This is a genomic window from Mycobacterium parmense, from assembly GCF_010730575.1.
In the GTDB taxonomy this organism is placed as follows: Bacteria; Actinomycetota; Actinomycetes; order Mycobacteriales; family Mycobacteriaceae; genus Mycobacterium; species Mycobacterium parmense.
On record NZ_AP022614.1, the window covers coordinates 1,665,630 to 1,687,379 of the forward strand.

Annotated in this window: 21 protein-coding genes; 10 read left to right on the forward strand and 11 right to left on the reverse strand. The window is 69.3% G+C overall.

Translation table 11 applies throughout. The features are described from left to right. The first annotated feature begins 87 nt into the window (after nucleotides 1-87). A complete protein-coding gene (locus G6N48_RS07630; protein WP_085271532.1) occupies nucleotides 88-1,866 on the forward strand; it encodes an NAD-binding protein in 1,779 nt (592 codons plus the stop codon). 9 nt (nucleotides 1,867-1,875) lie between these two features. Here G6N48_RS07630 and glnA read toward each other — a convergent pair whose 3' ends face one another. The 3 genes from glnA to G6N48_RS07645 all read right to left on the reverse strand — a co-directional run bounded on the left by glnA (nucleotide 1,876) and on the right by G6N48_RS07645 (nucleotide 4,922). Next, a complete protein-coding gene (gene glnA / locus G6N48_RS07635) occupies nucleotides 1,876-3,312 on the reverse strand; it encodes a type I glutamate--ammonia ligase (protein WP_085271533.1) in 1,437 nt (478 codons plus the stop codon). A gap of 180 nt (nucleotides 3,313-3,492) precedes the next feature. Then, a complete protein-coding gene (locus G6N48_RS07640; protein ID WP_085271641.1) occupies nucleotides 3,493-3,726 on the reverse strand; it encodes a ferredoxin in 234 nt (77 codons plus the stop codon). Nucleotides 3,727-3,770: 44 nt separating this feature from the next. Continuing rightward, nucleotides 3,771-4,922, reverse strand: coding sequence for a Rieske 2Fe-2S domain-containing protein (locus G6N48_RS07645; protein ID WP_085271534.1), 1,152 nt, complete (start codon nucleotides 4,920-4,922; stop codon nucleotides 3,771-3,773). A gap of 101 nt (nucleotides 4,923-5,023) precedes the next feature. Between G6N48_RS07645 and G6N48_RS07650 the strand changes: the two genes are divergently transcribed. Then, the gene (locus tag G6N48_RS07650; protein ID WP_085271535.1) at nucleotides 5,024-6,733 is read left to right on the forward strand and encodes a 3-ketosteroid-delta-1-dehydrogenase; all 1,710 of its coding nucleotides are present in this window, start codon (nucleotides 5,024-5,026) and stop codon (nucleotides 6,731-6,733) included. Here G6N48_RS07650 and G6N48_RS07655 read toward each other — a convergent pair. Then, nucleotides 6,730-7,338 carry a PadR family transcriptional regulator gene (locus G6N48_RS07655; RefSeq protein ID WP_232066765.1) on the reverse strand — a complete coding sequence of 203 codons (609 nt, stop codon included), beginning with the start codon at nucleotides 7,336-7,338 and terminating at the stop codon, nucleotides 6,730-6,732. The genes G6N48_RS07650 and G6N48_RS07655 overlap by 4 nt on opposite strands. A 192-nt stretch (nucleotides 7,339-7,530) precedes the next feature. Here G6N48_RS07655 and G6N48_RS07660 point away from each other — a divergent pair, with 192 nt between their 5' ends. Then, on the forward strand, nucleotides 7,531-7,971 hold the full coding sequence (locus G6N48_RS07660; protein WP_085271537.1) for a hypothetical protein: 441 nt from the start codon (nucleotides 7,531-7,533) through the stop codon (nucleotides 7,969-7,971). 9 nt (nucleotides 7,972-7,980) lie between these two features. Here G6N48_RS07660 and G6N48_RS07665 read toward each other — a convergent pair whose 3' ends face one another. The 4 genes from G6N48_RS07665 to G6N48_RS07680 are packed head-to-tail and all read right to left on the reverse strand — an operon-like array spanning nucleotide 7,981 to nucleotide 11,697. After that, nucleotides 7,981-8,811 carry an oxidoreductase gene (locus G6N48_RS07665; protein WP_085271538.1) on the reverse strand — a complete coding sequence of 277 codons (831 nt, stop codon included), beginning with the start codon at nucleotides 8,809-8,811 and terminating at the stop codon, nucleotides 7,981-7,983. Nucleotide 8,812: 1 nt separating this feature from the next. Further along, complete coding sequence (locus G6N48_RS07670; protein WP_085271539.1) at nucleotides 8,813-10,057, reverse strand: hypothetical protein; 1,245 nt, start codon at nucleotides 10,055-10,057, stop codon at nucleotides 8,813-8,815. Between the two features lie 17 nt (nucleotides 10,058-10,074). Continuing rightward, the gene (locus G6N48_RS07675; RefSeq protein WP_085271540.1) at nucleotides 10,075-11,247 is read right to left on the reverse strand and encodes a sulfotransferase family protein; all 1,173 of its coding nucleotides are present in this window, start codon (nucleotides 11,245-11,247) and stop codon (nucleotides 10,075-10,077) included. Nucleotides 11,248-11,253: 6 nt separating this feature from the next. Next, the gene (locus G6N48_RS07680; protein WP_085271541.1) at nucleotides 11,254-11,697 is read right to left on the reverse strand and encodes a nuclear transport factor 2 family protein; all 444 of its coding nucleotides are present in this window, start codon (nucleotides 11,695-11,697) and stop codon (nucleotides 11,254-11,256) included. Nucleotides 11,698-11,829: 132 nt separating this feature from the next. On the opposite strand from G6N48_RS07680, the gene G6N48_RS07685 reads away from it, so the two are divergent. Both G6N48_RS07685 and G6N48_RS07690 read left to right on the forward strand, forming a co-directional pair. Beyond that, on the forward strand, nucleotides 11,830-12,720 hold the full coding sequence (locus G6N48_RS07685; protein ID WP_085271542.1) for an SDR family NAD(P)-dependent oxidoreductase: 891 nt from the start codon (nucleotides 11,830-11,832) through the stop codon (nucleotides 12,718-12,720). A 2-nt stretch (nucleotides 12,721-12,722) separates the two neighbouring features. Continuing rightward, nucleotides 12,723-13,544 carry a mycofactocin-coupled SDR family oxidoreductase gene (locus G6N48_RS07690; RefSeq protein WP_085271543.1) on the forward strand — a complete coding sequence of 274 codons (822 nt, stop codon included), beginning with the start codon at nucleotides 12,723-12,725 and terminating at the stop codon, nucleotides 13,542-13,544. 32 nt (nucleotides 13,545-13,576) lie between these two features. On the opposite strand, the gene G6N48_RS07695 is transcribed toward G6N48_RS07690, so the two are convergent. Then, nucleotides 13,577-14,395, reverse strand: coding sequence for a hypothetical protein (locus G6N48_RS07695; protein ID WP_085271642.1), 819 nt, complete (start codon nucleotides 14,393-14,395; stop codon nucleotides 13,577-13,579). A gap of 259 nt (nucleotides 14,396-14,654) precedes the next feature. Between G6N48_RS07695 and G6N48_RS07700 the strand changes: the two genes are divergently transcribed. From G6N48_RS07700 to G6N48_RS07710, 3 genes are read left to right on the forward strand one after another with little or no spacing between them, the layout of a single operon-like run. Beyond that, the gene (locus G6N48_RS07700) at nucleotides 14,655-15,530 is read left to right on the forward strand and encodes a DUF1295 domain-containing protein (protein WP_085271544.1); all 876 of its coding nucleotides are present in this window, start codon (nucleotides 14,655-14,657) and stop codon (nucleotides 15,528-15,530) included. Continuing rightward, the gene (locus G6N48_RS07705) at nucleotides 15,527-16,651 is read left to right on the forward strand and encodes an NAD(P)/FAD-dependent oxidoreductase (protein ID WP_085271545.1); all 1,125 of its coding nucleotides are present in this window, start codon (nucleotides 15,527-15,529) and stop codon (nucleotides 16,649-16,651) included. Before G6N48_RS07700 ends, G6N48_RS07705 begins: the two co-directional genes overlap by 4 nt. Nucleotides 16,652-16,658: 7 nt before the next feature. After that, the gene (locus G6N48_RS07710) at nucleotides 16,659-17,639 is read left to right on the forward strand and encodes an LLM class F420-dependent oxidoreductase (RefSeq protein ID WP_085271546.1); all 981 of its coding nucleotides are present in this window, start codon (nucleotides 16,659-16,661) and stop codon (nucleotides 17,637-17,639) included. Nucleotides 17,640-17,673: 34 nt separating this feature from the next. Here G6N48_RS07710 and G6N48_RS07715 read toward each other — a convergent pair whose 3' ends face one another. Both G6N48_RS07715 and G6N48_RS07720 read right to left on the reverse strand, forming a co-directional pair. Beyond that, a complete protein-coding gene (locus G6N48_RS07715) occupies nucleotides 17,674-19,146 on the reverse strand; it encodes a multicopper oxidase family protein (RefSeq protein ID WP_085271547.1) in 1,473 nt (490 codons plus the stop codon). Nucleotides 19,147-19,148: 2 nt separating this feature from the next. Continuing rightward, complete coding sequence (locus G6N48_RS07720; protein ID WP_232066566.1) at nucleotides 19,149-19,844, reverse strand: arsenate reductase/protein-tyrosine-phosphatase family protein; 696 nt, start codon at nucleotides 19,842-19,844, stop codon at nucleotides 19,149-19,151. A 103-nt stretch (nucleotides 19,845-19,947) separates the two neighbouring features. On the opposite strand from G6N48_RS07720, the gene G6N48_RS07725 reads away from it, so the two are divergent. Beyond that, nucleotides 19,948-21,246, forward strand: coding sequence for an APC family permease (locus G6N48_RS07725; RefSeq protein WP_085271549.1), 1,299 nt, complete (start codon nucleotides 19,948-19,950; stop codon nucleotides 21,244-21,246). Between the two features lie 4 nt (nucleotides 21,247-21,250). Next, complete coding sequence (locus G6N48_RS07730) at nucleotides 21,251-21,748, forward strand: flavin reductase family protein (RefSeq protein ID WP_085271550.1); 498 nt, start codon at nucleotides 21,251-21,253, stop codon at nucleotides 21,746-21,748. The last annotated feature ends 2 nt before the right edge of the window (nucleotides 21,749-21,750 follow it).

Below are 21,750 nucleotides of genomic sequence, written 5' to 3' on the forward strand. Positions count from 1 at the left end.
GGGTCGAACTTGTTGCGACAGAGCAAGACTCGAGGCCGCCTCTTCCGCTGGCACTTTCTGCCATTGTGGCCGATAGTCATATCCATCATGGGCGAGGTCTTTGAATTCCATCGCGAGATCATCGTCAGCGGCGACGATCCGCTGTCGAAGACCATCGCCGAGGAACTGCGGGGCGCCGGTGCGCGGATCATCAAGATCAACACGGCCGCCGACCTCCTCGGCGCCGGCGTCCACCGTGCCCGCGCGGTCGTCTGCGCGGGGCCCAACGACGCGGTGAACCTTGAAATTGCCTTGTTGGCAAGGGAATACAGTCCAACTGTGCGGGTGGTGGCGCGCCTGGCCAACGACGTGCTGCGCGAAGCGGTCACCGGCGTCAACGGTCCCGGCGCCATTCTGGACGTCGCCGAGCTCGCCACCCCGTCCCTCGTCGAGGCGGTGCTGTCGCGCAACGCCCACCAGTTCGAGACGGCCGGCATCGAATTCGTCGTCTGGGGAGCCGAGGCACCGCACCACGGAACGTTGCGCGAGATCTACGCCGACCTCGCGCCCGTGGCCGTGGTCCACGGCAAGAACTCCCCCGTCCCCGGCGAAGTGGTGCCCTGCCCCGGCCGCGACCAGCGGGTGTACGCAGGCGACTGGACCTCGGTGATCGGCGTCAAGGACGAGATGGAGGCGCGCGGGATCACGGTGCCTCCCCGCACCGCGACGCGCTCCCGTCACTCTCGGGTGCGGCGGGTGATCGCGGCCGTGCGCGCCATGCGCGACGACATCAACCCGATGCTGTATCCCTCGCTGGCGTTCGCTCTTTGTCTCACGCTGGGCGCGACGGCCGTCGTTCACTTCAACTACCGCAACCCGCGGATGTCCTGGATCGACGCGCTGTACTTCGCCTCCGAGACGATCACCACCGTCGGTTACGGCGATTTCAGCTTCGCCCAGCAATCCACCTCGCTGCGCCTCTTCGCCGTCGGGCTGATGTTCGGCGGCGCGACGGTCACCGCGATCCTCGTCGCGTTCCTGGCCGACCTGCTGCTGTCCCGCCGATTCGTCCAGACGGCCGGGCGCAGACGCGCGCGCCAGATGCGCGACCACATCGTCGTCGTCGGCCTGGGCTCGGTCGGCATTCGGGTGGTGAGCGAGTTGGTCTCCGCCGGATACGACGTCGTCGTCATCGAGCACGACGAGAACAGCCGCTTCCTGCCGGCCGTCACCGAACTGGACGTGCCGGTGATCTTCGGCGACTCGACGATGCGCCAGACGCTGGAATCGGCGCGCGTGGACCGCGCCCGCGGGGTGGCCGTGGTGACCCAGGACGACATGGAGAACATCGAGACCGGGATCGTGCTGCTCGAGATCCTTGGCTCCGACACGAAAAAGCCGATCGTCATGCGCGTGCAGGGCCGCGCGTTGAGCACCGCGGTGAGCCAGCGGTTCGGCTTCGAGAACGTGCGGTCGATCGTCGACCTCGCGGCCCCCTGGTTCATCGGCGCCGCGATGGGTTTGCAGGTGCTCGGAACGTTCTGGGTCGGGCAGCGGTCGTTCATGGTGGGCGGGATGCTCGTGGCGGCGGGCAGTGAACTCGACGGGTTGCGGATGATGGACATGTCCACCCAGACCCGCGTCATCGCGATCACCCGGCCGGAGGGACCGGTGCGCCTGCGCCCGCGGCGCGACGCCCGACTCCAGGCCGGCGACACCGTCTACCTGATCGGCCCTTACCGCGAGTTGATCGCGACGCTGCGCAAGGGTCAGCCCCCGCCGCCGACGGCGATCAACGGCGAGCGCGCGGAATCGCTGGCGGCGGCGCGATCGGCGAACCGGACGAAGCCCCGCTTGCCACGGTGGGCGCAGGAGACCGAGATCTGAGACGGGCAGCTAAACGTCGTAGTACAGGGCGAACTCGTAGGGCGTCACACGCAGGTTGAAGGGTGCGATCTCGTAATCGCGCTTGTAGTCGATCCACGCCGCGATCAGGTCAGGCGTGAAAACGCCGCCCTCCGTGAGGTATTCGTGGTCCTGCTCGAGGCGGTCGATCACCGCGGACAACTGGGTGGGGGCCTGCACGATCTCGGCGGCCTCCTCCGGCGGCAGCTCGTAGAGGTCCTTGTCGACCGGCGGCGGCGGCTCGATCTTGTTCTTGATGCCGTCGAGGCCGGCCATCAGCATCGCCGAGAACGCCAGGTACGGGTTGCCCGACGAATCGGGGCAGCGGAACTCCAGCCGCTTGGCCTTCGGGTTCGAGCCGGTGATCGGAATCCGCACGCACGCCGAGCGGTTGCGCTGGCTGTAGACCAGGTTGATCGGAGCCTCATAGCCGGGCACCAGGCGCTTGTAGGAGTTGACCGTCGGATTGGTGAACGCCAGCAACGAGGGCGCGTGGTAAAGCAGTCCGCCGATGTAGTGCCGCGCGGTGTCCGACAGGCCGGCGTAGCCGGTCGCGTCGTACATCAGCGGGACGCCTTCCTTCCACAGCGACTGGTGGCAGTGCATGCCGGAGCCGTTGTCACCGAACAGCGGCTTGGGCATGAACGTCACGGTCTTGCCGGACTGCCAGGCGGTCTGCTTGACGATGTACTTGTACATCTGCAGGTCGTCGGCCGCATGCAGCAGCGTGTTGAACTTGTAGTTGATCTCGGTCTGGCCGCCGCTGCCCACCTCGTGGTGCCCCTTCTCCAGACTGAAGCCGGCATTGGTCAGGTTGGTCAGGATCCGGTCGCGCAGGTCGACGTAGTGGTCGGTCGGTGCCACCGGGAAGTACCCGCCCTTCGGTCGGACCTTGTACCCCCGATTGGGTGTGCCGTCGGATTCCGTCTCCTCTCCGGTGTTCCACCACCCGGACGTCGCGTCCACCTTGTAGAACGAGCCGTTGATGCTCGAGTCGAACTTCACCGAGTCGAAGATGTAGAACTCGGCCTCCGGCCCGAAGTAGGCGGTGTCCGCTATCCCCGAACTGACCAGGTAGTTCTCTGCCTTGCGGGCGACGTTGCGCGGGTCGCGCGAATACAGCTCGAGCGTGACCGGGTCGTGCACGAAGAAGTTCACGTTCAAGGTCCGCGCCTCGCGGAACGGGTCGAGGGTCGCGGTCTCGGGGTCGGGAAGCAGCAGCATGTCGGACTCGTGGATCGACTGGAAGCCGCGAATCGACGAGCCGTCGAACGCCAGGCCGTCCTCGAACACGTTCTCGTCGAACACGTAGACCGGAATCGTGAAGTGCTGCATGGTGCCCGGCAGGTCACAGAAGCGGACGTCGACGTACTCGATGTCGTGGTCCTTGACGAGTCTGAAGATGTCGTCGGAGGTGTTGTCGGACACGGAAGGCTCCTCTGCTGCGTTGGCGACTGCCGGATCCGGCGTTGCTGCTCATTGCAGTATTCAAGCTGCGGGGCCAAGGCGCTCGTTGAGCGCGAACCCCGGGCGGGCATGGGTAACCCGAAATCGCCCGGGGCCGGGGGGTTCGCGAACCATCGCGCGGCCGCGCAGGTGCGGGCTCAATCAGTCGACGATCGACAGCTCGCCGCGCCGCGCGGCCTCGGAGATCGACGCACTGAGGGCCGAACAGCCCAGGAACACGCCCCGGCCGTGACCCGAGATCTTATGCGCCTCAGCACGTTCGGCGCACCGGGCCATTCCGTCGGCGTCCCACTGCACGCTGGTCTGGCTCCAGCTGCTTTTGCGGGCCAGCACCCGCGCGCCGCAGGCGCGACACGCTACGGGACGCATCGGCATGTCGTCGAGGCGGTTGTCGGCACGCGCGGACGGGCGGAGGGTCGTCACACCGAGCCCGCCGGGCTCGAGGCCCCCGCCCGGGCCGCGATGTTCGCCTCGACCTCCTTCATCCACGCCTCGTACGGGCGGGTCGTGTCGAGCTCGAACTCGAAGCGGTCGACCATGTCTGGCTGCACGTCGGCGACGTCGACGTAGAACTGCTGATACCAGCGGCGCAGCTGATAGACCGGTCCGTCCTCCTCGACCAGCAACGGATTGTCGATGCGCGCCTTGTGCCGCCAGATCTCGACATCCTGCTCGAATCCCAGCTTGACGTAGTCACCGAGCTTGATCGCGGTCTGCATGGCAGCCTCGCCGGACAGCTCGTCGGACTTCTGCACCATGATGCCGTATTGCAGCACAAAGGAATTCGAGTCGACGGGATAGTGGCAGTTGATCAGGACGGTCTTGGCGTCGCCGTGCGTGTAGTGGTAGGTCAGGTCGTCGATCATGAAAGACGGCCCGTAATAGGACGCCACCGACGTGTTGCCCAGCATCTGCGCGCCCTCGGTTCCGCCCATGTCGGGACGGCCCTCGCCGTTCATGTACTGCGTCGCAACGTGTCCCTCGAAGATGTTCTTGAAGTACGTCGGCAGCGCGCCGTGGATGTAGTAGAAGTGCGCCATGTCCACCACGTTGTCGATGATCTCGCGGCAGTTGCTTCCCACGACGGTGGTGTACCAGTGCCAGTCGGTCCACTCGTCGCTCGTGGCGCCTTCGATGCGGGGAATGGTGACCTCCGGCGGCGGTGGGTTGCGCTCGGGATCGTGCCAGACGAACAACATGCCGTCCTGTTGCAGCGCCGTCCAGGCGCGGGTCCGCGCCAGCCGGGGCGCGCGCTTGCTGTAGGGCACCTGCCTGCAACGTCCGTCGCCGCCCCAGCGCCAGTCGTGGAACGGGCATGCGATCTCGTTGCCCTTGACCTCCCCCTGGGAGAGGTCGCCGCCCATGTGGCGGCAGTAGCCGTCGAGCACGTTGATATCGCCGTCCGCGCCGCGGAAGATCACCAGCTTCTGACCGAATGCGTTGATCGCGTGCGGCCTGCCGTCCCCGAAATCTCTGACCAGGCCCAGGCAATGCCAGCCCCGGGCGAACCGGGTGGGCGCGGCCTGCGCTTCGATCAGCCGGATCTCGTCGGCTTCGGACTGCGGCGTCATAGCCACGATTTAACTCCTGCGCGCCGCCGAACGGGAGCGGCGTGTTCCACTCATCAGGACGGCGCTTCCCGCCGACGGCGCGCCGACATACCGTTCTCGGCGTGACGCAGCGCAGCGCGACGATCCCTGCCGGGCTGCCGGTGGCCGACACCGGCGTCGACCTTCTGGTGGTGGGCTCGGGCACCGGCATGGCCGCGGCTCTGGCCGGCCGCGAACTCGGACTGTCGGTGCTGATCGTGGAGAAGTCCTCGCACGTGGGCGGCTCGACCGCCCGGTCCGGCGGCGCGTTGTGGTTGCCCGCCTCGCCTGTGTTGCGCGACGCCGGGGCGAACGACTCCGCCCGGCGCGCCGCCACCTACCTCGAGTCGGTGGTCGCGGGGTCCGCGCCCCCACATCGGTCGACCGGATTCCTCAACCAGCTGACCGCCACCGTCGACATGCTGCGCCGCACGACTCCCCTGCGATTGTTCTGGGCCCGCGGCTATTGCGACTACCACCCCGAGGAGCCGGGCGGCAGTGCGGCGGGGCGCACCTGTGAATGCCGCCCGTTCGACACGTCGGTCCTCGGCGAGTACCGCACCCGGCTGCGGCCCGGCGTGATGGAGTCGAAAATCCCGATACCGACGACGGGCGCCGACTACCGCTGGATGAACCTGGTTGCCCGGGTGCCGCGCAAGGGCGTCGCGACGTTCGGCAAGCGGCTGGCGCAGGGCGTGGGCGGGCGGCTGCTGGGCCGCCGCTACGCGGCGGGCGGGCAGGGCCTGACGGCCGGGCTGTTCGCGGGGGTGCTGCGCGCTTCCATCCCGGTATGGACCGACACGACGCTGACGCGCCTCGCCTTCGACGGTGAGCGCGTGACCGGCGCGGTCGTGCACCACGGCGGCCGCCAGGTCAGGGTCACCGCGCGCCGCGGGGTGGTGCTGGCCACCGGCGGCTTCGACCACAGCATGGAGATGCGGTGGAGATTCCAATCCGCCTCGCTGGCTCCCCACGCGAGCCTGGGCGCGGAATCCAATACCGGCGAAGGGATTCGGGCGGGTCAGGAACTGGGCGCCGGCGTCGAGCTGATGGACCAGGCGTGGTGGTTTCCCGCCGTCGCGCCGCTGCCCGGCGAGGCGCCGGCGGTGATGCTGGCGGAACGCTCGCTGCCGGGCTCGCTGATAGTCGACCAGAACGGGCGCCGGTTCGCCAACGAATCATCCGACTACATGTCCTTCGGTCAGCGCCTACTCGAGCTCGAACGTTCGGGCAGCCCTGTCGACGCGATGTGGATCGTGTTCGACCAGCAGTATCGCAACAGCTATGTCTTTGGTGCCGTGCTGTTTCCGCGGATGCGGATCCCGCGGACGTGGTACCACGCCGGCATCGCGGCGCGCGCCGACAGCCTCGGCGAGCTTGCCGCCAAGATCGCCGTCCCCGTGCGGGATTTCATTACGACCATGACGCGCTTCAACGAAAACGCGGCCGCCGGAGCCGATCCCGAATTCGGTCGCGGCGCCAGCGCCTACGACCGCTATTACGGCGACCCCACCGTCACACCCAACCCGAACCTGCGCCCGCTGACCCGCGGCCCGTTCTACGCCGTGCGAATGGTGCTCAGCGACCTGGGAACGTGCGGGGGCCTGAGGGCCGACGCCCGGGCACGGGTGCTGCGCGAGGACGGCGGCGTGATCGCCGGGCTGTACGCGATCGGCAACGCCGCCGCGAACGCGTTCGGCACGACGTACCCGGGCGCGGGGGCCACGATCGCGCAGGGACTGGTTTACGGCTACGCCGCGGCCGTCGACGCCGCGGGCCGCGACCCGGCCTAATCCGCGCGCTTGGCCTCGACCTGCCTTTCCACCTCGCGCCAGTAGCCCGGCGTGGTGCGCGGATTGCCGTAACCGCCCTTCGGCGCCGTCTGCAGGACGGCGTCGGCCTCGTCGATCTCCTTGATCATCTCCTGCGCGAACTCACGCTCGGCGGCGTAGTACTTGGCCGCCCAGCGCAACGCGAGCACCGAGTACGCCCACGCCGGCTCGGCCTCGGCACCCTCGGCGTCCTCGACCGCCTTGCGGTGGCGCGATTCGGCGTATGCCACGTGCTCGTGCAGCAGCTCCTTGAGCCGGGCCGGATTGCTCAGATGACCGAACGTGACCCGAAGCAGCACGCTGTGTTTGAGCACCGGCGCGTCCACCGGCGCGTGGTTGGTCCACTCGGTGACCGCCTCCATCCCGGCCGCGGTGATCTTGTAGAGCCGGCGGCTGCGGGTGCCCTCGTCACGCTCGACGCGCGACGTGACCAGACCCAGCACCTCGAGCTTCTTCAGCTCGGTGTAGATCTGGCTGTAGGACGGGCTCCAGTAGTACAGGTCGACGCTCCAGTCGATCCACTTCTTGAGGTCGTAGCCGGAGACCTCCTCCTCGTAGGACATCATGCCCAGCAGCGCCCAGCTGGTGGCGGCAAGAGTCGCCTTTGTCAGCTTTTCGCTGGTCGAGTCCACGTCGCCAGGTTAACAAGGCGGGCCGGGGCCGCGCCCGCAACCGACCGCTGGCCGGGACGCTTGGCTTTTGCCGTGCCGCAACCGAAGATGTAGCCGTCTCACGTCCGCTCACGAAAAGGGACCACCATGAGCATCCACACCCCGGCACGGCGCGGGTTCGCGGCCACGGTCGTCGTCGTCGGGTGGTGGGCGGGAACGCCTTCGGCCGTCGCGGACAACCCGGTCTGCTCGGCGGACGCATGCTCCTTCCACTCCCCGTCGCACGAGATCAGCTGCGAGATCGACTACCGACGCGGGTCCGGCATGCCGGACACCACGTACTGCCAGGTCATCCAACAACCACCCGGGGGAGAGTCCGTGCGCATGGATACCAGCGGGGCCTACACGGTATGCACGGGCGAAAGCTGTTTGGGCAACCCGGGATTGGCCCAGGCCACCCTCTCCTACGGCCAGAGCGCCGGTCTCGGCCCGTTCTCGTGCCGCTCCGAGGTCGCCGGGGTCACCTGCACGGTCGATTCGGGACGGGGCTTCACCGTCTCTGATTCGGGGATCGCCCCCGCCGGCTGATTCCGCGGCTCACGAAGGCGGAAAGTTCACATCCTTGGTGACCGATTGCCATTCGTCGATCGACGCGGTCGTCGCGGCGATCTTGTCGCGCATGGCCTTGAGGACGTCGCGGCCCAGCAGCAGGCGCAGCGGCGGGTCGTCGAGCTTGGTGACCATCAGCACCGCCTCGGCCACCTTGCGCGGGTCGCCCGGCAGGTGGTCGGCGAACTGTTTGATGAGATCCTTGCGCGCTGCCACGTCGGAGTAGTCGGCGATCGGGTGGCCCGACTCCTTCATCGATCGCGTCGCCCAATCGGTGCGGAAGGCGCCGGGTTCGATGGCGGTGACCTTGATGCCCAGCGGCCGCACCTCGGTGGCCAGCGCCTCGGTCACCGCCTCGAGCGCGAACTTCGTCGACGAGTAGTAGGCGTTGGGAGGGTTGGCGACCAGGCCCGTCATCGACGACATGTTGACGATATGCCCGCAGCCGCGCGCCCGCATCGCCGGCAGCACCGCCTTGATCATGTCGACGGCGCCGAAGAAGTTGACGTCGAACAACTTTCGGACCTCCGCGTCCTCGCCCTCCTCCACCGCCGACAGGTAGCCGTGGCCGGCGTTGTTGACCAGCACGTCGACCCCGCCGAACGCGCGCTCGGCCGCGGTCACCGCCGCCGCGATCTGCCCGGCGTCGGTCACGTCGAGGGCGACGGCCAGCGCCCGATCCCCGAATTCGTCGACGAGGTCGGCCACCGTGTCGGCCCGGCGCGCGGTCACCACCACTTGGTGGCCGTCCTGCAGCGCGGCGCGGGCGATCTCCCGACCAAAACCGGTGGAGCACCCGGTGATCAGCCAGCGCGCCATCTCAGGCGGTCCCTTCCGGCAGGCGGCGCAGATACGCCCTTCTTCGCTCCGCGAGCTGGGCCGCCCGCTGCTCGGGACTCACCCGCGGCAGGTGCGGCACCTCGGCGTCGAGCCGGTCGAGCTTGACGACACGGCCGCGGGCGCCGAGATCTTCGCGGGGGCCGGCGTCGCCGAACTCCGCCATGCGCAGTGTCAGGATGCCTTCGCGCAGGCCATCGGAGTCGATCCAGTTGGCCACGCCGGGGTCGACCGGGGAGATCACGTAGGTCCAGCTGCCGTCCCCGTTCGGCACGGACTGCGCCTTGTTGAGGCTGCCGGTCCGGTCGACGATGTCCAGCGTGGTGCCCCAGATGTTGCTCAGCGGCACGGTGAAGTATTCGGCGCCGCCGTCGCCGAGGTCGACCACGAATGCCTCGTCCTCCGCGAGGTCGAAGCGGCCCATGACGTAGACCTGGTTGCGCATCGCGCCGACCTTGTCGGCCGACCACGCCAGGTTGAAGTGGTTGGGCGGCATCTTGTACACGCCGTGGCTGAGCTTGCCGGTGAAGTCGGCGAAGTACGCCATCATGGCCGCGGTCGCCTCGGCCTGCTCGTCGAGGGTGCGCGCCGGCACGGTCGGGGGGCCGCCAAGTCGTCGCACCTCGAGGTGGTTCGGATCGTCGCGGCCCCAGTCCAGCAGCACATCCCGGATGTAGAACTCGTGTGCCGCGGGCGAGGTTTGCACGTGATTGGGCCGCCCGCCGGCGGGGTCGGCGTCGACGGTGATGGTGAAGCCGCCGTCGGGATCCACCTGCATGGTCCGGCCGTTCAGCACCTGAACGGTGCCCATGTGGGCGTCCCACAGGGTGAAGTAGTTTTCGGTCATGCGGTGTTCGCCGACCCGGCCGTGGATCTCGTAGCGTTCGGCACCGGAGATCGGGATCACCCGGTACACGCTGTCGGGATTGTCGATGCCCCAGCGTGATCCGGGAATCCGGCGGCCGTCCACGGGATGGGCGAGCCGGGTGATGCAACTGACCTTCGGCCGTAGCTTGTCCTGGTTGGACGACCACACCGCCGCCGAGAACATCACCTCGGCGAAAGCGTCCTCGAACCGCTCCCGCATCGCGTCCGATGCCTTCGCGCGGCCCAGCCACATCTGCGCCACGCGGCGGTAGGCCGCCTTGACATCCGGGTGCTCGATCAGTTCGAGCGCGGCCAACTCCTGTTCGTGCTGGGACGATGTCGCGACGGCGTCGTCGGGCATGAACCGCTCCTCACTTTTCAGATGTATTGCCGGAAATGCTTGTTGTACAAGGCGAAACGCTCGTCGACCTGCTCAGGACGCAGGCCGTAGTGCTCGAGGCCGTAGGGCGGGCGGGCCGTCTCGCGGGGACGCTCGGCCAGCCAGCGTCGCATCGCGGTCTCGGCGTCGGCCGTCAGCGGCAGCCCGATCGCGTCATAGACGCGGGCCACCTGCCCGATCGGATCGGCCACCGCGTCGTCGAACCCGATGTCGGTGACCCGGTCGCCGTCGTCGTCCCAGCCTTCGCGCACCGCCATGGCCCGATCGTTGGTCCAGCCCATCCGCTGCAGCCACTGCTCCCCCACCCGGCTCCGGTCGACGTGGTCGGCGTGCATCGCGTGCAGGGTCGCGTTCAGGCTGGCGCCCGACGCGATCGTGGTCCGCGGGTCGCGGTGCATGTGCACGATGTGCAGGTCGCGAAACTGCGCCCGCAGCAGATCCAGATAGCCCAGATGCGCCGGCGACTTGAGCACCCAGCGCTCAGCGGTCATACCTCGGCGCTTCTTCTGCCACTGCACGAACCGCAGCATGCGGTCCAGGTAGGCGTAGGCGGGCGCGAAATCCTGCTCGTCGAGCCAAGAGCGGTAGCGGGGCAGGTGCGCGCCGGACTCGGGCACGTGCGAGAGGAAGGCGTCGGCCAGAAAGACGATCTCCTCCTCGGCCTCCCGCGCGTACATCGGGTGGATGGTGAACAGCTCCGGCGCCAGTTGCCGCGATTTCGCCTCTCGCGCCTCGCTGACGGCGATGCGGGGATCGACGCCGGTGAATCGGTGGTCGAGCCGCGGCGCAACCTCGACGACCTCCCACCCGTAGGCGCAGAAGAATCTCGGGTCCGCGGCCAGCAGCCGCTGCAGCAGCGTGGTCCCGCTGCGCATCATCCCGACCACGACGACGGGCGCGACGATCCGCTCGTCGAGGATCTCCGGGTGGCGACGCGTCCATTCCTGGGCGCGCAGCCGCATCCGCAGGCTGTGCACGATGCCCGACCGCAGGATGTGCTGCCCGATCGCGTTGAGTTCGGCGCCCGCGTACTCGTCGAGCAGCACACCGAGCGGGCGTTCGAACTCCCCCGGTCCCCAGTCGGTCAGCGACTCCTTGCGCTGCGCGTCGGCAAGCACCGCCGCGAGGTCGAACGGGGCCGGGTTGTCCACGCGTCTTCAGAACTTCAGGTGCCGGCTGACGTCACCGACCTGGTCGACGAACATCGTGCGGCTGTCGAACCACCAGACGCCGTCCAGCCGGTGGAACGTGTCCTTGTAGTGGCCGGTCACGATCACCTGCAACGGCAGTTCGGGGGTGGCCTGCGTGACGCAGTAATACGACGTGCTGCTCGCGGTGCCCTGCGCCTCGTCGATGTGCAACTGGACGTTGCTCGTGTTGTGCTTGGTCTTCGGCGTGCCGTCTTCGTAGATGCGCGTGGCCATCTCGTACATCTGGCGGACCCGCGCCGGCCCGGCGAACACCGTTTCCGGCGGGCCGTCCTCGACTCCGCAGATCCGGCCGTGGGCGAAGAGCCCGGCCACCGCGTCCAGTTTGCCGGCGTCCAGAAGTTCGGCGTAGGTGTAGATCAGGTTGGTGATCTCGACGGCGCTCTCACTCATGGCGAATCACCGTGATTCACTCCGTTCCTCTGGGACTCTTTGCCGAAGGCGGCGCTGGTGGATCGCAGACAATGATCGCAGAACCGACCGCGCATGCAATCACTTCTTACTAACGGCATTAGTCTGACCGCCGTGACACTACCGTGGACGCCGGACCGGCTCGGCGACTTGACCGGCAAACGAATCGTCGTGACGGGGGCAACGAACGGCGTCGGGCTGGGCACCGCCCGCGCCCTCGCCATCGCGGGCGCCCACGTGATCCTGGCCGTGCGCAACACCGAACTCGGCGCGCGGCGCGCCGCCGAAATCGGCGGCTCGACGTCGGTGGTCAGACTGGATCTGGCCGACCTGTCGTCGGTGCGCGCCTTCCCCGGCCTCATCGACGGGCACGTCGACATCCTGATCAACAACGCCGGTGCGCTCACCGACCGCCGCACCGACACGGTCGACGGCTTCGAGACGACGCTGGGCACCAACCTGCTGGGGCCGTTCGCCCTGACCAACCTGCTGCTGGGCCGGGTCCGATCGCAGATCATCAACGTGGGCTCCGACGCGCACCGAACGGCCACGCTGCGGCTCGACGACCTGCACCTGCGCCGCGGCAGGTGGACGAGGCTGGGCGCCTACGCGCAATCGAAGCTCGCGGTCATGCTGTGGGGGCTCGAACTGGACCGCAGGCTGCGCGCCGCCGGCTCGCCGGTGACCGCCCGGCTCACCCACCCGGGCTGGGTGGCCTCGAACCTGTCGCACCTGTCCGACTCGCCCCTGATGTCGCTGGCGCACCGAACGGTCAAAAGCGTGGCCGACCGGCTGGGCAACGACATCGACCAGGGCGCGGCGCCGACGCTCTACTGCATCAGCGAACCGATCCCGCCGGGCAGCTACGTCGGGGTCAGCGGCCGCTTCGGCCTCCGCGGCGGCCCGGTGCTGATCGGGCGCTCGGCGCTCGCCTGCGACTACGACACCGCCGCCCGGCTGGTGGCCTTCGCCGAAAACGAGACCGGCACAAAGTTGGAGGTGTAGCCATGGGGGAACTGGACGACTCCGTCGCCGTCATCACAGGCGCCGCGCGCGGCCAGGGCCGCAGCCACGCCGTCGCGCTCGCCGAGCGGGGCGCCGACATCATCGCAGTGGACTGCTGCGCCGACATCGACGCGATTCCCTATCCCCTGGCGACCAAGGACGACCTCGACGAGACGGCGCGTCTGGTCCGGGCCGCGGGGCGCAGGGTGGTGCCCGTCGTCGCCGACGTCCGAGACCTGGCGCGGCTGGAAAGCGCGGTCCAGACCGGGATCGACGAACTCGGCGACGTCGACATCGTCATCGCGAACGCCGGCGTGGTGGCGATCGGCGACCCGCAGACGCACGCGGTACCGGTGTTCGACGCGATCGTCGACACCAACCTCAAGGGGGTGTGGAACACGCTCGTCGCGGCGGTGCCCTCGGTCATCCGCAAGGGGCGGGGCGGCTCGGTGGTGCTGGTCAGTTCGTCGCAGGGGCTGACCGGCCGGGGCGGTGACGGCAGCGCCGCGATGTTCGCCTACGCCGCGTCCAAGCACGGGGTCGTCGGCCTGATGCGGTCGGCGGCGAACGCGTACGCGCCGCACCGGATCCGCGTCAACTCGGTGCATCCCAGCGGCGTCGCGACCCCGATGATCCTCAACGACTTCGTGGTGAACGGGATGCTGCAGAACCCGAATCCCGCCATCTCGCAGACCCTGCTGCCCGACGTGCCGCTGGTGCAGCCGCAGGATGTGACGGAGGCGGTGCTGTGGCTGGTCGGCCCGGGGTCGCGCTACGTCACGGGCGTGACGATCCCCGTCGACGCCGGCCACGTGGTCATGTAGCGGAATTCGCCCGGCGGTCGAACCGTTGCGGCTCACTTGATCTGCAGGCCGTGCCGGCGTACCCACCACACCGCCGCGACCGTACCGGCCACCCAGACCCCGGTCGCTGTGGCGAGGTGCACGAAGCTCTTCGTGTCGCGCCCGAAGATCGGCCAGATCAGGGCCGGTAACTGCTGCCACAGCACCCGATGCTCCACCCCGGCCACCGGGTCGGCGACGTAGTACAACGCGTACGGCAGCGTCAGCGCCAGCAGCCAGCCGGCGGTGCGCTGCCGATCGTGCCGCTGCCGCCAGCGCCGCAGCAGCGGCTCGACGCCCACGGGGTGCAGCACCGAGATGAGGTTGCCCACGCCCAGCCACGACACGATGGGCACGGCCACGGTCGGGATGGTCACCGCGAGCCGGCCCGGCGTCTGCAACCACAGCGTCAACACCATCGCCGTCGCCAGGGTGGGCACCCCGACGATCGTGAGCAGGGCCAGGTTCTTGATCAACAGGATTCGCCAGAACGGCACCCCGTTGGCCAGGGCCTGGCGCACGCGGTAGTGATCGAGGCCCAGCAGGTTGGTGGTGGTGACGTCGGCGAGGACCCAGGACGAGAAGTAGATGCCCACCAGCACCGCCCAGTCGTGGTGGCGACCGGTGGTCAGCGGTTGCACCACCAGCCATCCGACCGCGAACACCGCGTTGGTCACCACGCCCATCAACCACGTGCGCGGCGGGGTGAAGGCCCAGCGAATCTCGGCCCACACGGCGGGTAACACGCTTCGTTCGAAACTCTTCGCGGCGCGCCGCGCGGCGTCGGGGCGCGGCGCCGAAGCGCGGGCCGCGGCGAGCAGGGCGGCCCGCATGCGTGCGGCGGTCGGTGTCTGAACCTGCGACATGTCCCCCACCAGAGTGGCTTGTGCGTGCGACCATACCGAAGCCGGACGGCCCCGTCGTGCGTTCGCCGGCTCGTGCCGCAGCGGCAGCCCGGGCACCCTGGTAGAACGTGTTACAGTTTGCCGACCCTGCCCACGGTCCGGGGTGCCCCGGCGTCGCGTCGAGGAGGCTTCGCATGAGTTGCGTCGTCGCCCAGTGCGTTTGCCCCGGAGGGGCACACTCGTGCCGATGACGAAGTCGCGGTCGCTGGGTCTGGTCGCCTTCGCTTACCTGTTGGCCATCGCAGCGGCTGCCGCCTGGCTGGCCTGGGGCCCGGCCACGGGCAGGCTGTGGCTGGACACGCTGGCGGCCGACGTCGTGGCCACGCTGGTGGTGTTCGCCTTCAGCCGGTGGTATCGCAACTCGAGCTTCTACGACGCCTACTGGAGCGTCGTCCCGCCGCTGCTGACCTGGTACTGGTGGAGCCGGGCGGGAACGCCGCAGCTGCGCTGCTGGCTCGTCGCGGCACTGGTGCTGCTGTGGTCGGTGCGCCTGACAGCGAACTGGGTCTACGGCTTTCCCGGCCTGCACCACGAGGATTGGCGCTACCCGCTGTTCCGTGACCGGGCCGGACGCTGGGAGCTGGCCGTCGACTTGTTCGCGATCCACCTCATCCCCACCGTGCAGGTCTTCGCGGGCATGCTCCCGGTTTATGTCTGCGTGACGCGGCCCGGCGTCGGTGTCGGATGGCTCACCGCGGTCGCGTTCGTGGTCGGTCTGGCCGCCGTGGCCTTCGAGTCGGTGGCCGATGTGCAGCTGCACCGATTCGTCCGGGACCGGCGGCCCGGGGAGGTGATGGACCGCGGTCTGTGGCGATGGTCGCGGCATCCGAACTACTTCGGCGAGTTCGGATTCTGGTTCGCCCTGGCATTGTTCGGGGTGGCCGCCGCACCGGCTGACGCCTGGTGGCTGTTCGCCGGTGCGGCGGCCATGCTGGCGATGTTCGTGGGCGCGAGCATCCCGATGATGGAGAGGCGCAGCCTGGAACGTCGGCCCGACTATCAGCGCGTCATCGACGGTGTCTCGCGTTTCGTGCCGATGCCGCCGCGCCGGGCGGCGGCATGAGCCGCAACCGCGTCGTGGTCGCCGGGCTCGGCGACGCGGGCATCCTCGCCGCGATCCGCCTGTCCCGGTACGCCGACGTCGTGGGAATCTCAACGAAACCCGCGCTGGTGAGCGGCCAGGAACTCGGTGTACGGCTCGCCCGGCCCGACGACTGGGCCCGCGACTACTGGATCCCGTTCGACAGGTTCCGCCGCCTGGACGGGGTGCGCACCGTGCAGGCCGCGCTGACCGGGGTGGACTTGGGCGGCCGAACCGTCTTCGGCAGGCGCCAGGACGGCTCCACCGTCACCGAGCCCTACGACGCGCTGGTGATCTCCACCGGCGTCACCAACGGGTTCTGGCGCCGGCCGACGCTGCAGACGGCCGCCGAGATCGGTTCGGGTCTGCGAGCCGACCACGAGCGGCTGGCCGGCGCCCGCTCGGTGATCGTCGTGGGCGGTGGCGCGGCGGCGGTGAGCAGCGCCCTCAACCTGGCGACCAGGTGGCCGGGCAAGAGGATTGACCTCTACTTCCCCGGCCAGCGCGCACTCACCGGCTACCACCCGCGGGTGTGGAGGCGGATCGGAGAGCGGCTCACCGCGCTGGGCGTCGGCGTGCACCCGGGCCACCGGGCCGTGGTGCCCGACGACGCGGCGGTTGACGACCTCACCAGCGGGCCGGTCCGCTGGACCACCGGACAGCCGGTGGCGAGCGCCGACGCCGTCCTCTGGACGATCGGGCGGGTGCGGCCGAACACCGACTGGCTACCGGGCGAACTGCTCGACGAGCGCGGATTCGTGCGCGTGACACCGGAACTGCGGGTTCCCGGGCACGAGGGCGTGTTCGCGGTCGGCGACGTCGCGGCGACCGACCCGCTGCGCAGCTCGGCGCGCAATCGCGGCGATGCGCTGGTGGCGCACAACGTCCGCGCTTCGTTCGCCGGCCGGCCGCTGCGGACCTACCGGCCACCGACGCGCCGGTGGGGCTCTCTGGTGGGCATACAGCCCAACGGGCTGGAGGTGTTTGCACCGACCGGGCATTCGTTCCGGTTCCCGTCATGGTCGGTGCAACGCGTGGTCATGCCGTGGATCGTGCGGTGGGGCATGTATCGCGGGGTGCGGGAGAACAGGCCGCTTGGATAATGGGCGGATGCACTTCAGGATCTTCGCCGACCCGAGCAATGGCGCCAGCTACGACGACTTGAGCCAATCGGCCAGGCTGGCTGAGGAATTCGGTTACGGCGGCTACTTCCTGTCCGATCACTACCTTCCGTTCGCCGGTGATGGCGGCCCGGGGCCCACCGACGTGTGGACCACGTTGGCCGGGCTCGCGCGCGACACGTCCCGCATCCGGCTCGGGTCGTTGGTGACGTCGGTGACGTTCCGGCACCCCGGACCACTCGCGATCATCGTGGCGCAGGTGGACGCGATGAGCAGGGGGCGCATCGACTTCGGGCTCGGAGCCGGGTATTTCGAGCCGGAGCATGCCGCCTACGGGATCCCCTTCCCGCCCGTGGCGGAGCGGTTCGACCGGCTGGGCGAAGCGCTCGAGCTCATCACCGGCCTGTGGAAAACCCCCGCCGGGCAGCGGTATTCGTTCGACGGCAAGTGCTATCGGCTGGTGGACTCACCCGCGCTGCCCAAGCCCCACCAGCAGCCCGGGCCGCCGATCATTCTGGGCGGCACCGGTAAGAGGCGCACACCGGCGCTGGCCGCCCGGTTCGCCGACGAGTTCAACCTGCAGACCAGCCGCCGCAGGGCACCGTCGGATCACCGGAGGAGCGAACTGGGAAGCGAAGACGTCGCCGCGCAGATCCATCTGGTCCGGTCGGCCGCCGAGGCGATCGGCCGGGATCCGTCCGAGATCGCCTTCTCGATGAGCGCGCTGGTCGGCGCCGGGCGCACCGGCGAAGAGGTCGCGGCGGCGCTGGATCCCGGCAACTTTGGGTCGCAGGCCTTCGACGGGACCGTCCTGTCCGGCTCTGCAGCCCAGATCGTCGACCAACTGGGCCCGTACGCGCAGCTCGGCATCTCGCGGGTGTACGTGCGGGCGCCGTCGAGCATGGCCGGCTCGGCGAGGAACTTCGAGCTGATCGCCGCGGAAGTACTACCCCAGCTCGCTTCGCTGTGAATAATGCTGTTCGACAGCACTTTTCGCTCAGCCGTCAGCGGGCGTCGAGGAGCAGCATGAGACCGTAGTCCATGTGGATCTGCTGGTGGCAGTGCAGCAGCGACAGGCCGGGCTGATCGGCGACGAAGTCGACCTCCATGCTCTGGTAGCCGCCGAGCATGGCGACGTCCTTACGCACCCCGGCGGTCGGCGTCCCCGCGATTCGGGTGATCTCGAAGGTGTGCCGGTGCAGGTGCATCGGGTGCAGGTCGTCGCTGGCGTTGCGGAAGCGCAGCCGGTAACGCTTGTCGCGCTGTAGGTCCAGCAAGGGCCGGTTGGTGTCCATGGCAAACGGCGTGCCGTTGATCGTCCAGACGTTGAAACCGTCGGCGGCGGCGTTGCGCTTCTCGATCAGCAGGTCGATGACCCGGTCGGGCGGCGGGAGCGGCGCGGGATGGCGGGCGGCGAACACCCGGTAGTCCCACGTGAACGGCGGGGGCGGCACCCACTGCGGGTCCCCGCCGCGCCCGGCGTATTCCACGACCACGCCCATCCCGTGGCCCCGGTCGTCGTCGGACAGGTCGCCCAGCACCCAGACCCCCGGATTGGACATGGTGACCACCGCCGAGATCCGTTCGGCGGCACCGAGCCACAGCACCGGCACCGCTGCGGGGCTGGGGACCGGGTTGCCGTCCAGCGCGATGACCTCGAAAGTGTGCCCGGGCAAGGCGAGGCTGCGGGTTTCGGTGGCGCTGCCGTTGAGGACATGCAGCAGGACCCGCTGGCCGGCCCGGACGCGGATGGGGTCGCCGTGGCCGAGCTTGCGCCCGTTGACGGCGAACGCGCCGTAGCCGACCTCGTAGCCGTGCGGGTCACCGCGCGCGAGTGAGGCCGCCATCGACGACTCGCCCCTCTCCTTGAGATCGGGGTCCTGCGGGCCGGCCAGGAAGTTGCTGGCCATGTCGCCGCCGCGGCTGAAGGCCGGGTCGAACTCCTTGAGCGTCAGGAAGATCTCCTGGTCGTAGGCGCCGGGGTGCTGCGCGGGTTCGACGTAGACCGGGCCGACCAGTCCGCTGTACTGGCCCCGGGACAGGTCGGCGCGCGGCACCACGTGGGAGTGGTAGAAGCGAAGGCCCGCCGGTCCCGGGACGAAGGAGATCCGGCGCATGCCGTGTGCGGGGACGTAGGGCGTGCCCTCCTCCGCTGCGCCGTCGACGTCGACCCCGACGTGCTGGCCGTGCCAATGCAACTGTTCGGGCGAATCCGTGTCGTTGACGATGTCCACCCACGCCCGCTTCCCCTGCGTGAACCGCAGCAGCGGCCCGGGGAATTGGCCGTTGTACGTGAGCGTCGAGACGATGTCGTCAGGCGCCAATTCGACTGTGCCGTTGCCGATTCGCAGCGTGTAGTCGGGCCTGCCGTTGGGCGGTCCGGGGGGTGCGGGCCGCGAGCAGGCGGGCGCCACGGCGCCGGCACCCAGCAACGCCAAACCGGCCCACTTGACGAACGACCGACGATCCACCGTCACGGCTAAGGCCCGTTCGCCGTGTCGAGAACGGGCAGCAGGAAATCGATGCGGCTGTCCAATTCACCTGCGACGCTGGCAAACTGCGCATAGTCGGCACCGGCCGAGGGGTCGGGCACGCTCCAGTGCATCGTCGTGGCGACGCCGTGGGTGCACGCGTATTCGCGGACCTTGTCGCACAACGTGATCACCTGGTCGAAGCGCCGCCGCGCGACCGCACTCAGGGGCTGGGGCCGTTTGCCGCCGAGATCGATGCCGTACCCCTCTTTCATGATCCGTATCGCGTGCGGGTGCAGCCGAGGTTTGGGATGGCTGCCCGCGCTCGCGGCGTGCACGCGGCCGTGCCCCTTCGCGCGGAGCAGCGCTTCGGCGATCGGCGAGCGGGCACTGTTGCCCGAACACAGGAACAGCACGGAGCCGCCCGGCGCCTTGCGGCCGCCGGCAGGAGCGAGCGCCGGGTGCAGCGCGGCGGCGGCCTCGCCGAAGGCGCCCGCGCAGTTGACCAGGTGCAGCCGGTAATAGGTGTCGCGGCCGTCGAAAGTGCTGCGCCGCGCGTCGATCAGCCCGGCCGTGCGCAGCAGTCGCAGGTGATACGAGACCAGGTTCTGCGGTTCGTCGACGGCGACGGCAAGTTCGCGCACCCGGCGATCACCGGCGGCGAGCTCGATCAGCAGCGCCCACCGCAGGGGATGCGATGCCATGCGCATCAAAGGCGGGACCCCGACCCTCGCGGTTGCCGCCACACCCGGAACAGTACATCAACTGGATTTGATAGGTTCTCGGGAGCCCATCCGAGGAGTTGACATGCCCGAAACCGGCCGGCCCGGCGGCGGCGAGCTTCGGCGAAGCCTCGGGTTGTTCGACGCGGTGGTGATCGGGCTGGGATCGATGATCGGAGCCGGGATCTTCGCGGCGCTCGGCCCGGCGGCGCGCACCGCCGGCTCGGGGCTGCTGCTCGGCCTGGCCCTGGCCGCGGGGGTGGCCTATTGCAACGCCACCTCCTCGGCGCGGCTGGCGGCCCGCTACCCCACCTCCGGGGGGACCTACGTGTACGGCCGGATGCGCCTGGGCGACTTCTGGGGCTACCTGGCCGGGTGCGGCTTCGTCGTCGGCAAGACCGCGTCCTGCGCGGCGATGGCCCTGACCGTGGGCGCCTATGCGTTCCCATCGCAGGCGCACCCGGTGGCCGTCGCCACGGTTGCGGTGCTGACCGCCGTGAACTACGCCGGCATCAAGAAGTCGGCGTGGCTGACCCGCATCATCGTGGCCGCGGTGCTGCTCGTGCTGATCGCCGTCGTCGTCGCCGTCGTCGGCGCGCAGGGTCCAGGAGCTCTCGGCGCCCAGCACCCGCATCTCGGGGGCGGCAGCGCCGAGGGTGTGATCCGGGCCGCGGGACTGCTGTTCTTCGCCTTCGCCGGGTACGCGCGCATCGCCACCCTCGGGGAAGAGGTGCGCGACCCCGCGCGCACCATCCCGCGGGCGATCGCGCTCGCGCTCGGGATCACCCTCGCCGTCTATGCGCTGGTGGCCTTGGCTGCGCTGACGGCGCTGGGCCCAACGGGCCTCGGCGAGGCCACCGCCCCGCTGATCGAAACCGCGCGGGCGTCGGGCACGGGCTGGCTGGTGCCCGTGGTGAAGGTGGGCGCGACGATCGCGGCGCTCGGCTCGCTGCTGGCCCTGATCCTCGGCGTCTCCCGCATCACCCTGGCCATGGCGCGAGACCACCACCTCCCGTCCGTGCTGGCCGCCGTGCACCCGCGATTTCACGTGCCGCACCGCGCCGAGCTCGTCATCGGCGTGGTGGTGGCGTTGCTGGCGGCGACCATCGACCTGCGCAGCGCGATCGGGTTCTCGTCCTTTGCCGTGCTCGTCTACTACGCGGTCGCCAACGCCTCGGCCCTGACGCTGCGCACGCCGCAGGGCCGCCCCCGCCGGGCCGTCCCGGTCGTCGGGCTGCTCGGATGCGTGATGCTGGCGTGGGCCATGCCGCTCACGTCGGTGCTGGCCGGGATCACGGTGCTCGGTGCCGTCGCCGCCGCCTACGCGGTCCGGCGCGCGGTGGCACGGCGACCGATCCCGGTTCGCCCCGATCGGGAAGACTGAGCAGATGGCCGAGCGGGAAGCCGAGGCGTTCGAGAAGCTCGTCGCGCTGCTGAATTATCCGATGTACGTCGTGACCACCCAGGCCGGCGGCGCCATGGCCGGCTGCCTGGTGGGCTTCGCCAGCCAGACCAGCATTCATCCGCCCCGGTTCCTGGTGGGGCTGTCCAAGCGGAACCACACCTTCCGGGTGGCCGCGCACGCCACCCACCTGGTGGTGCACGTGTTCGACCACCGTCACCTCGACGTCGTCGAGCTCTTCGGCACCCAGACCGGCGACACCGTCGACAAGTTCGGCCGGTGTTCCTGGCACCGCGGGCCCGAACAGATGCCCGTCCTCGACGACGCCGCCGCCTGGTTCGTCGGCCGGATTCTCGAGCGCTTCACCCTCGGCGACCACACTGGGCATCTGCTGGCGCCGGTCGGCGGCGAGCCACCCAGGGAGCTCACGAGCTGGGTCTCCTTCGGCGACGTCCACCACCTGCGACCGGGCCACGAGGCCTAGCC

Coding starts and splice junctions, on each gene's coding strand:
- G6N48_RS07665 (WP_085271538.1), bottom strand. CDS start 8,811: ATGGCGCGCTGGCTGATCACCGGGTGCTCCACCGGTTTTGGTCGGGAG.
- G6N48_RS07690 (WP_085271543.1), top strand. CDS start 12,723: ATGGGGGAACTGGACGACTCCGTCGCCGTCATCACAGGCGCCGCGCGC.
- G6N48_RS07730 (WP_085271550.1), top strand. CDS start 21,251: ATGGCCGAGCGGGAAGCCGAGGCGTTCGAGAAGCTCGTCGCGCTGCTG.
- G6N48_RS07705 (WP_085271545.1), top strand. CDS start 15,527: ATGAGCCGCAACCGCGTCGTGGTCGCCGGGCTCGGCGACGCGGGCATC.
- G6N48_RS07680 (WP_085271541.1), bottom strand. CDS start 11,697: ATGAGTGAGAGCGCCGTCGAGATCACCAACCTGATCTACACCTACGCC.
- G6N48_RS07670 (WP_085271539.1), bottom strand. CDS start 10,057: ATGCCCGACGACGCCGTCGCGACATCGTCCCAGCACGAACAGGAGTTG.
- G6N48_RS07710 (WP_085271546.1), top strand. CDS start 16,659: ATGCACTTCAGGATCTTCGCCGACCCGAGCAATGGCGCCAGCTACGAC.
- G6N48_RS07655 (WP_232066765.1), bottom strand. CDS start 7,338: ATGATGTCCTACGAGGAGGAGGTCTCCGGCTACGACCTCAAGAAGTGG.
- G6N48_RS07640 (WP_085271641.1), bottom strand. CDS start 3,726: ATGCCGATGCGTCCCGTAGCGTGTCGCGCCTGCGGCGCGCGGGTGCTG.
- G6N48_RS07660 (WP_085271537.1), top strand. CDS start 7,531: ATGAGCATCCACACCCCGGCACGGCGCGGGTTCGCGGCCACGGTCGTC.
- G6N48_RS07695 (WP_085271642.1), bottom strand. CDS start 14,395: ATGCGGGCCGCCCTGCTCGCCGCGGCCCGCGCTTCGGCGCCGCGCCCC.
- G6N48_RS07645 (WP_085271534.1), bottom strand. CDS start 4,922: ATGACGCCGCAGTCCGAAGCCGACGAGATCCGGCTGATCGAAGCGCAG.
- G6N48_RS07725 (WP_085271549.1), top strand. CDS start 19,948: ATGCCCGAAACCGGCCGGCCCGGCGGCGGCGAGCTTCGGCGAAGCCTC.
- G6N48_RS07720 (WP_232066566.1), bottom strand. CDS start 19,844: ATGGCATCGCATCCCCTGCGGTGGGCGCTGCTGATCGAGCTCGCCGCC.
- G6N48_RS07700 (WP_085271544.1), top strand. CDS start 14,655: ATGACGAAGTCGCGGTCGCTGGGTCTGGTCGCCTTCGCTTACCTGTTG.
- G6N48_RS07630 (WP_085271532.1), top strand. CDS start 88: ATGGGCGAGGTCTTTGAATTCCATCGCGAGATCATCGTCAGCGGCGAC.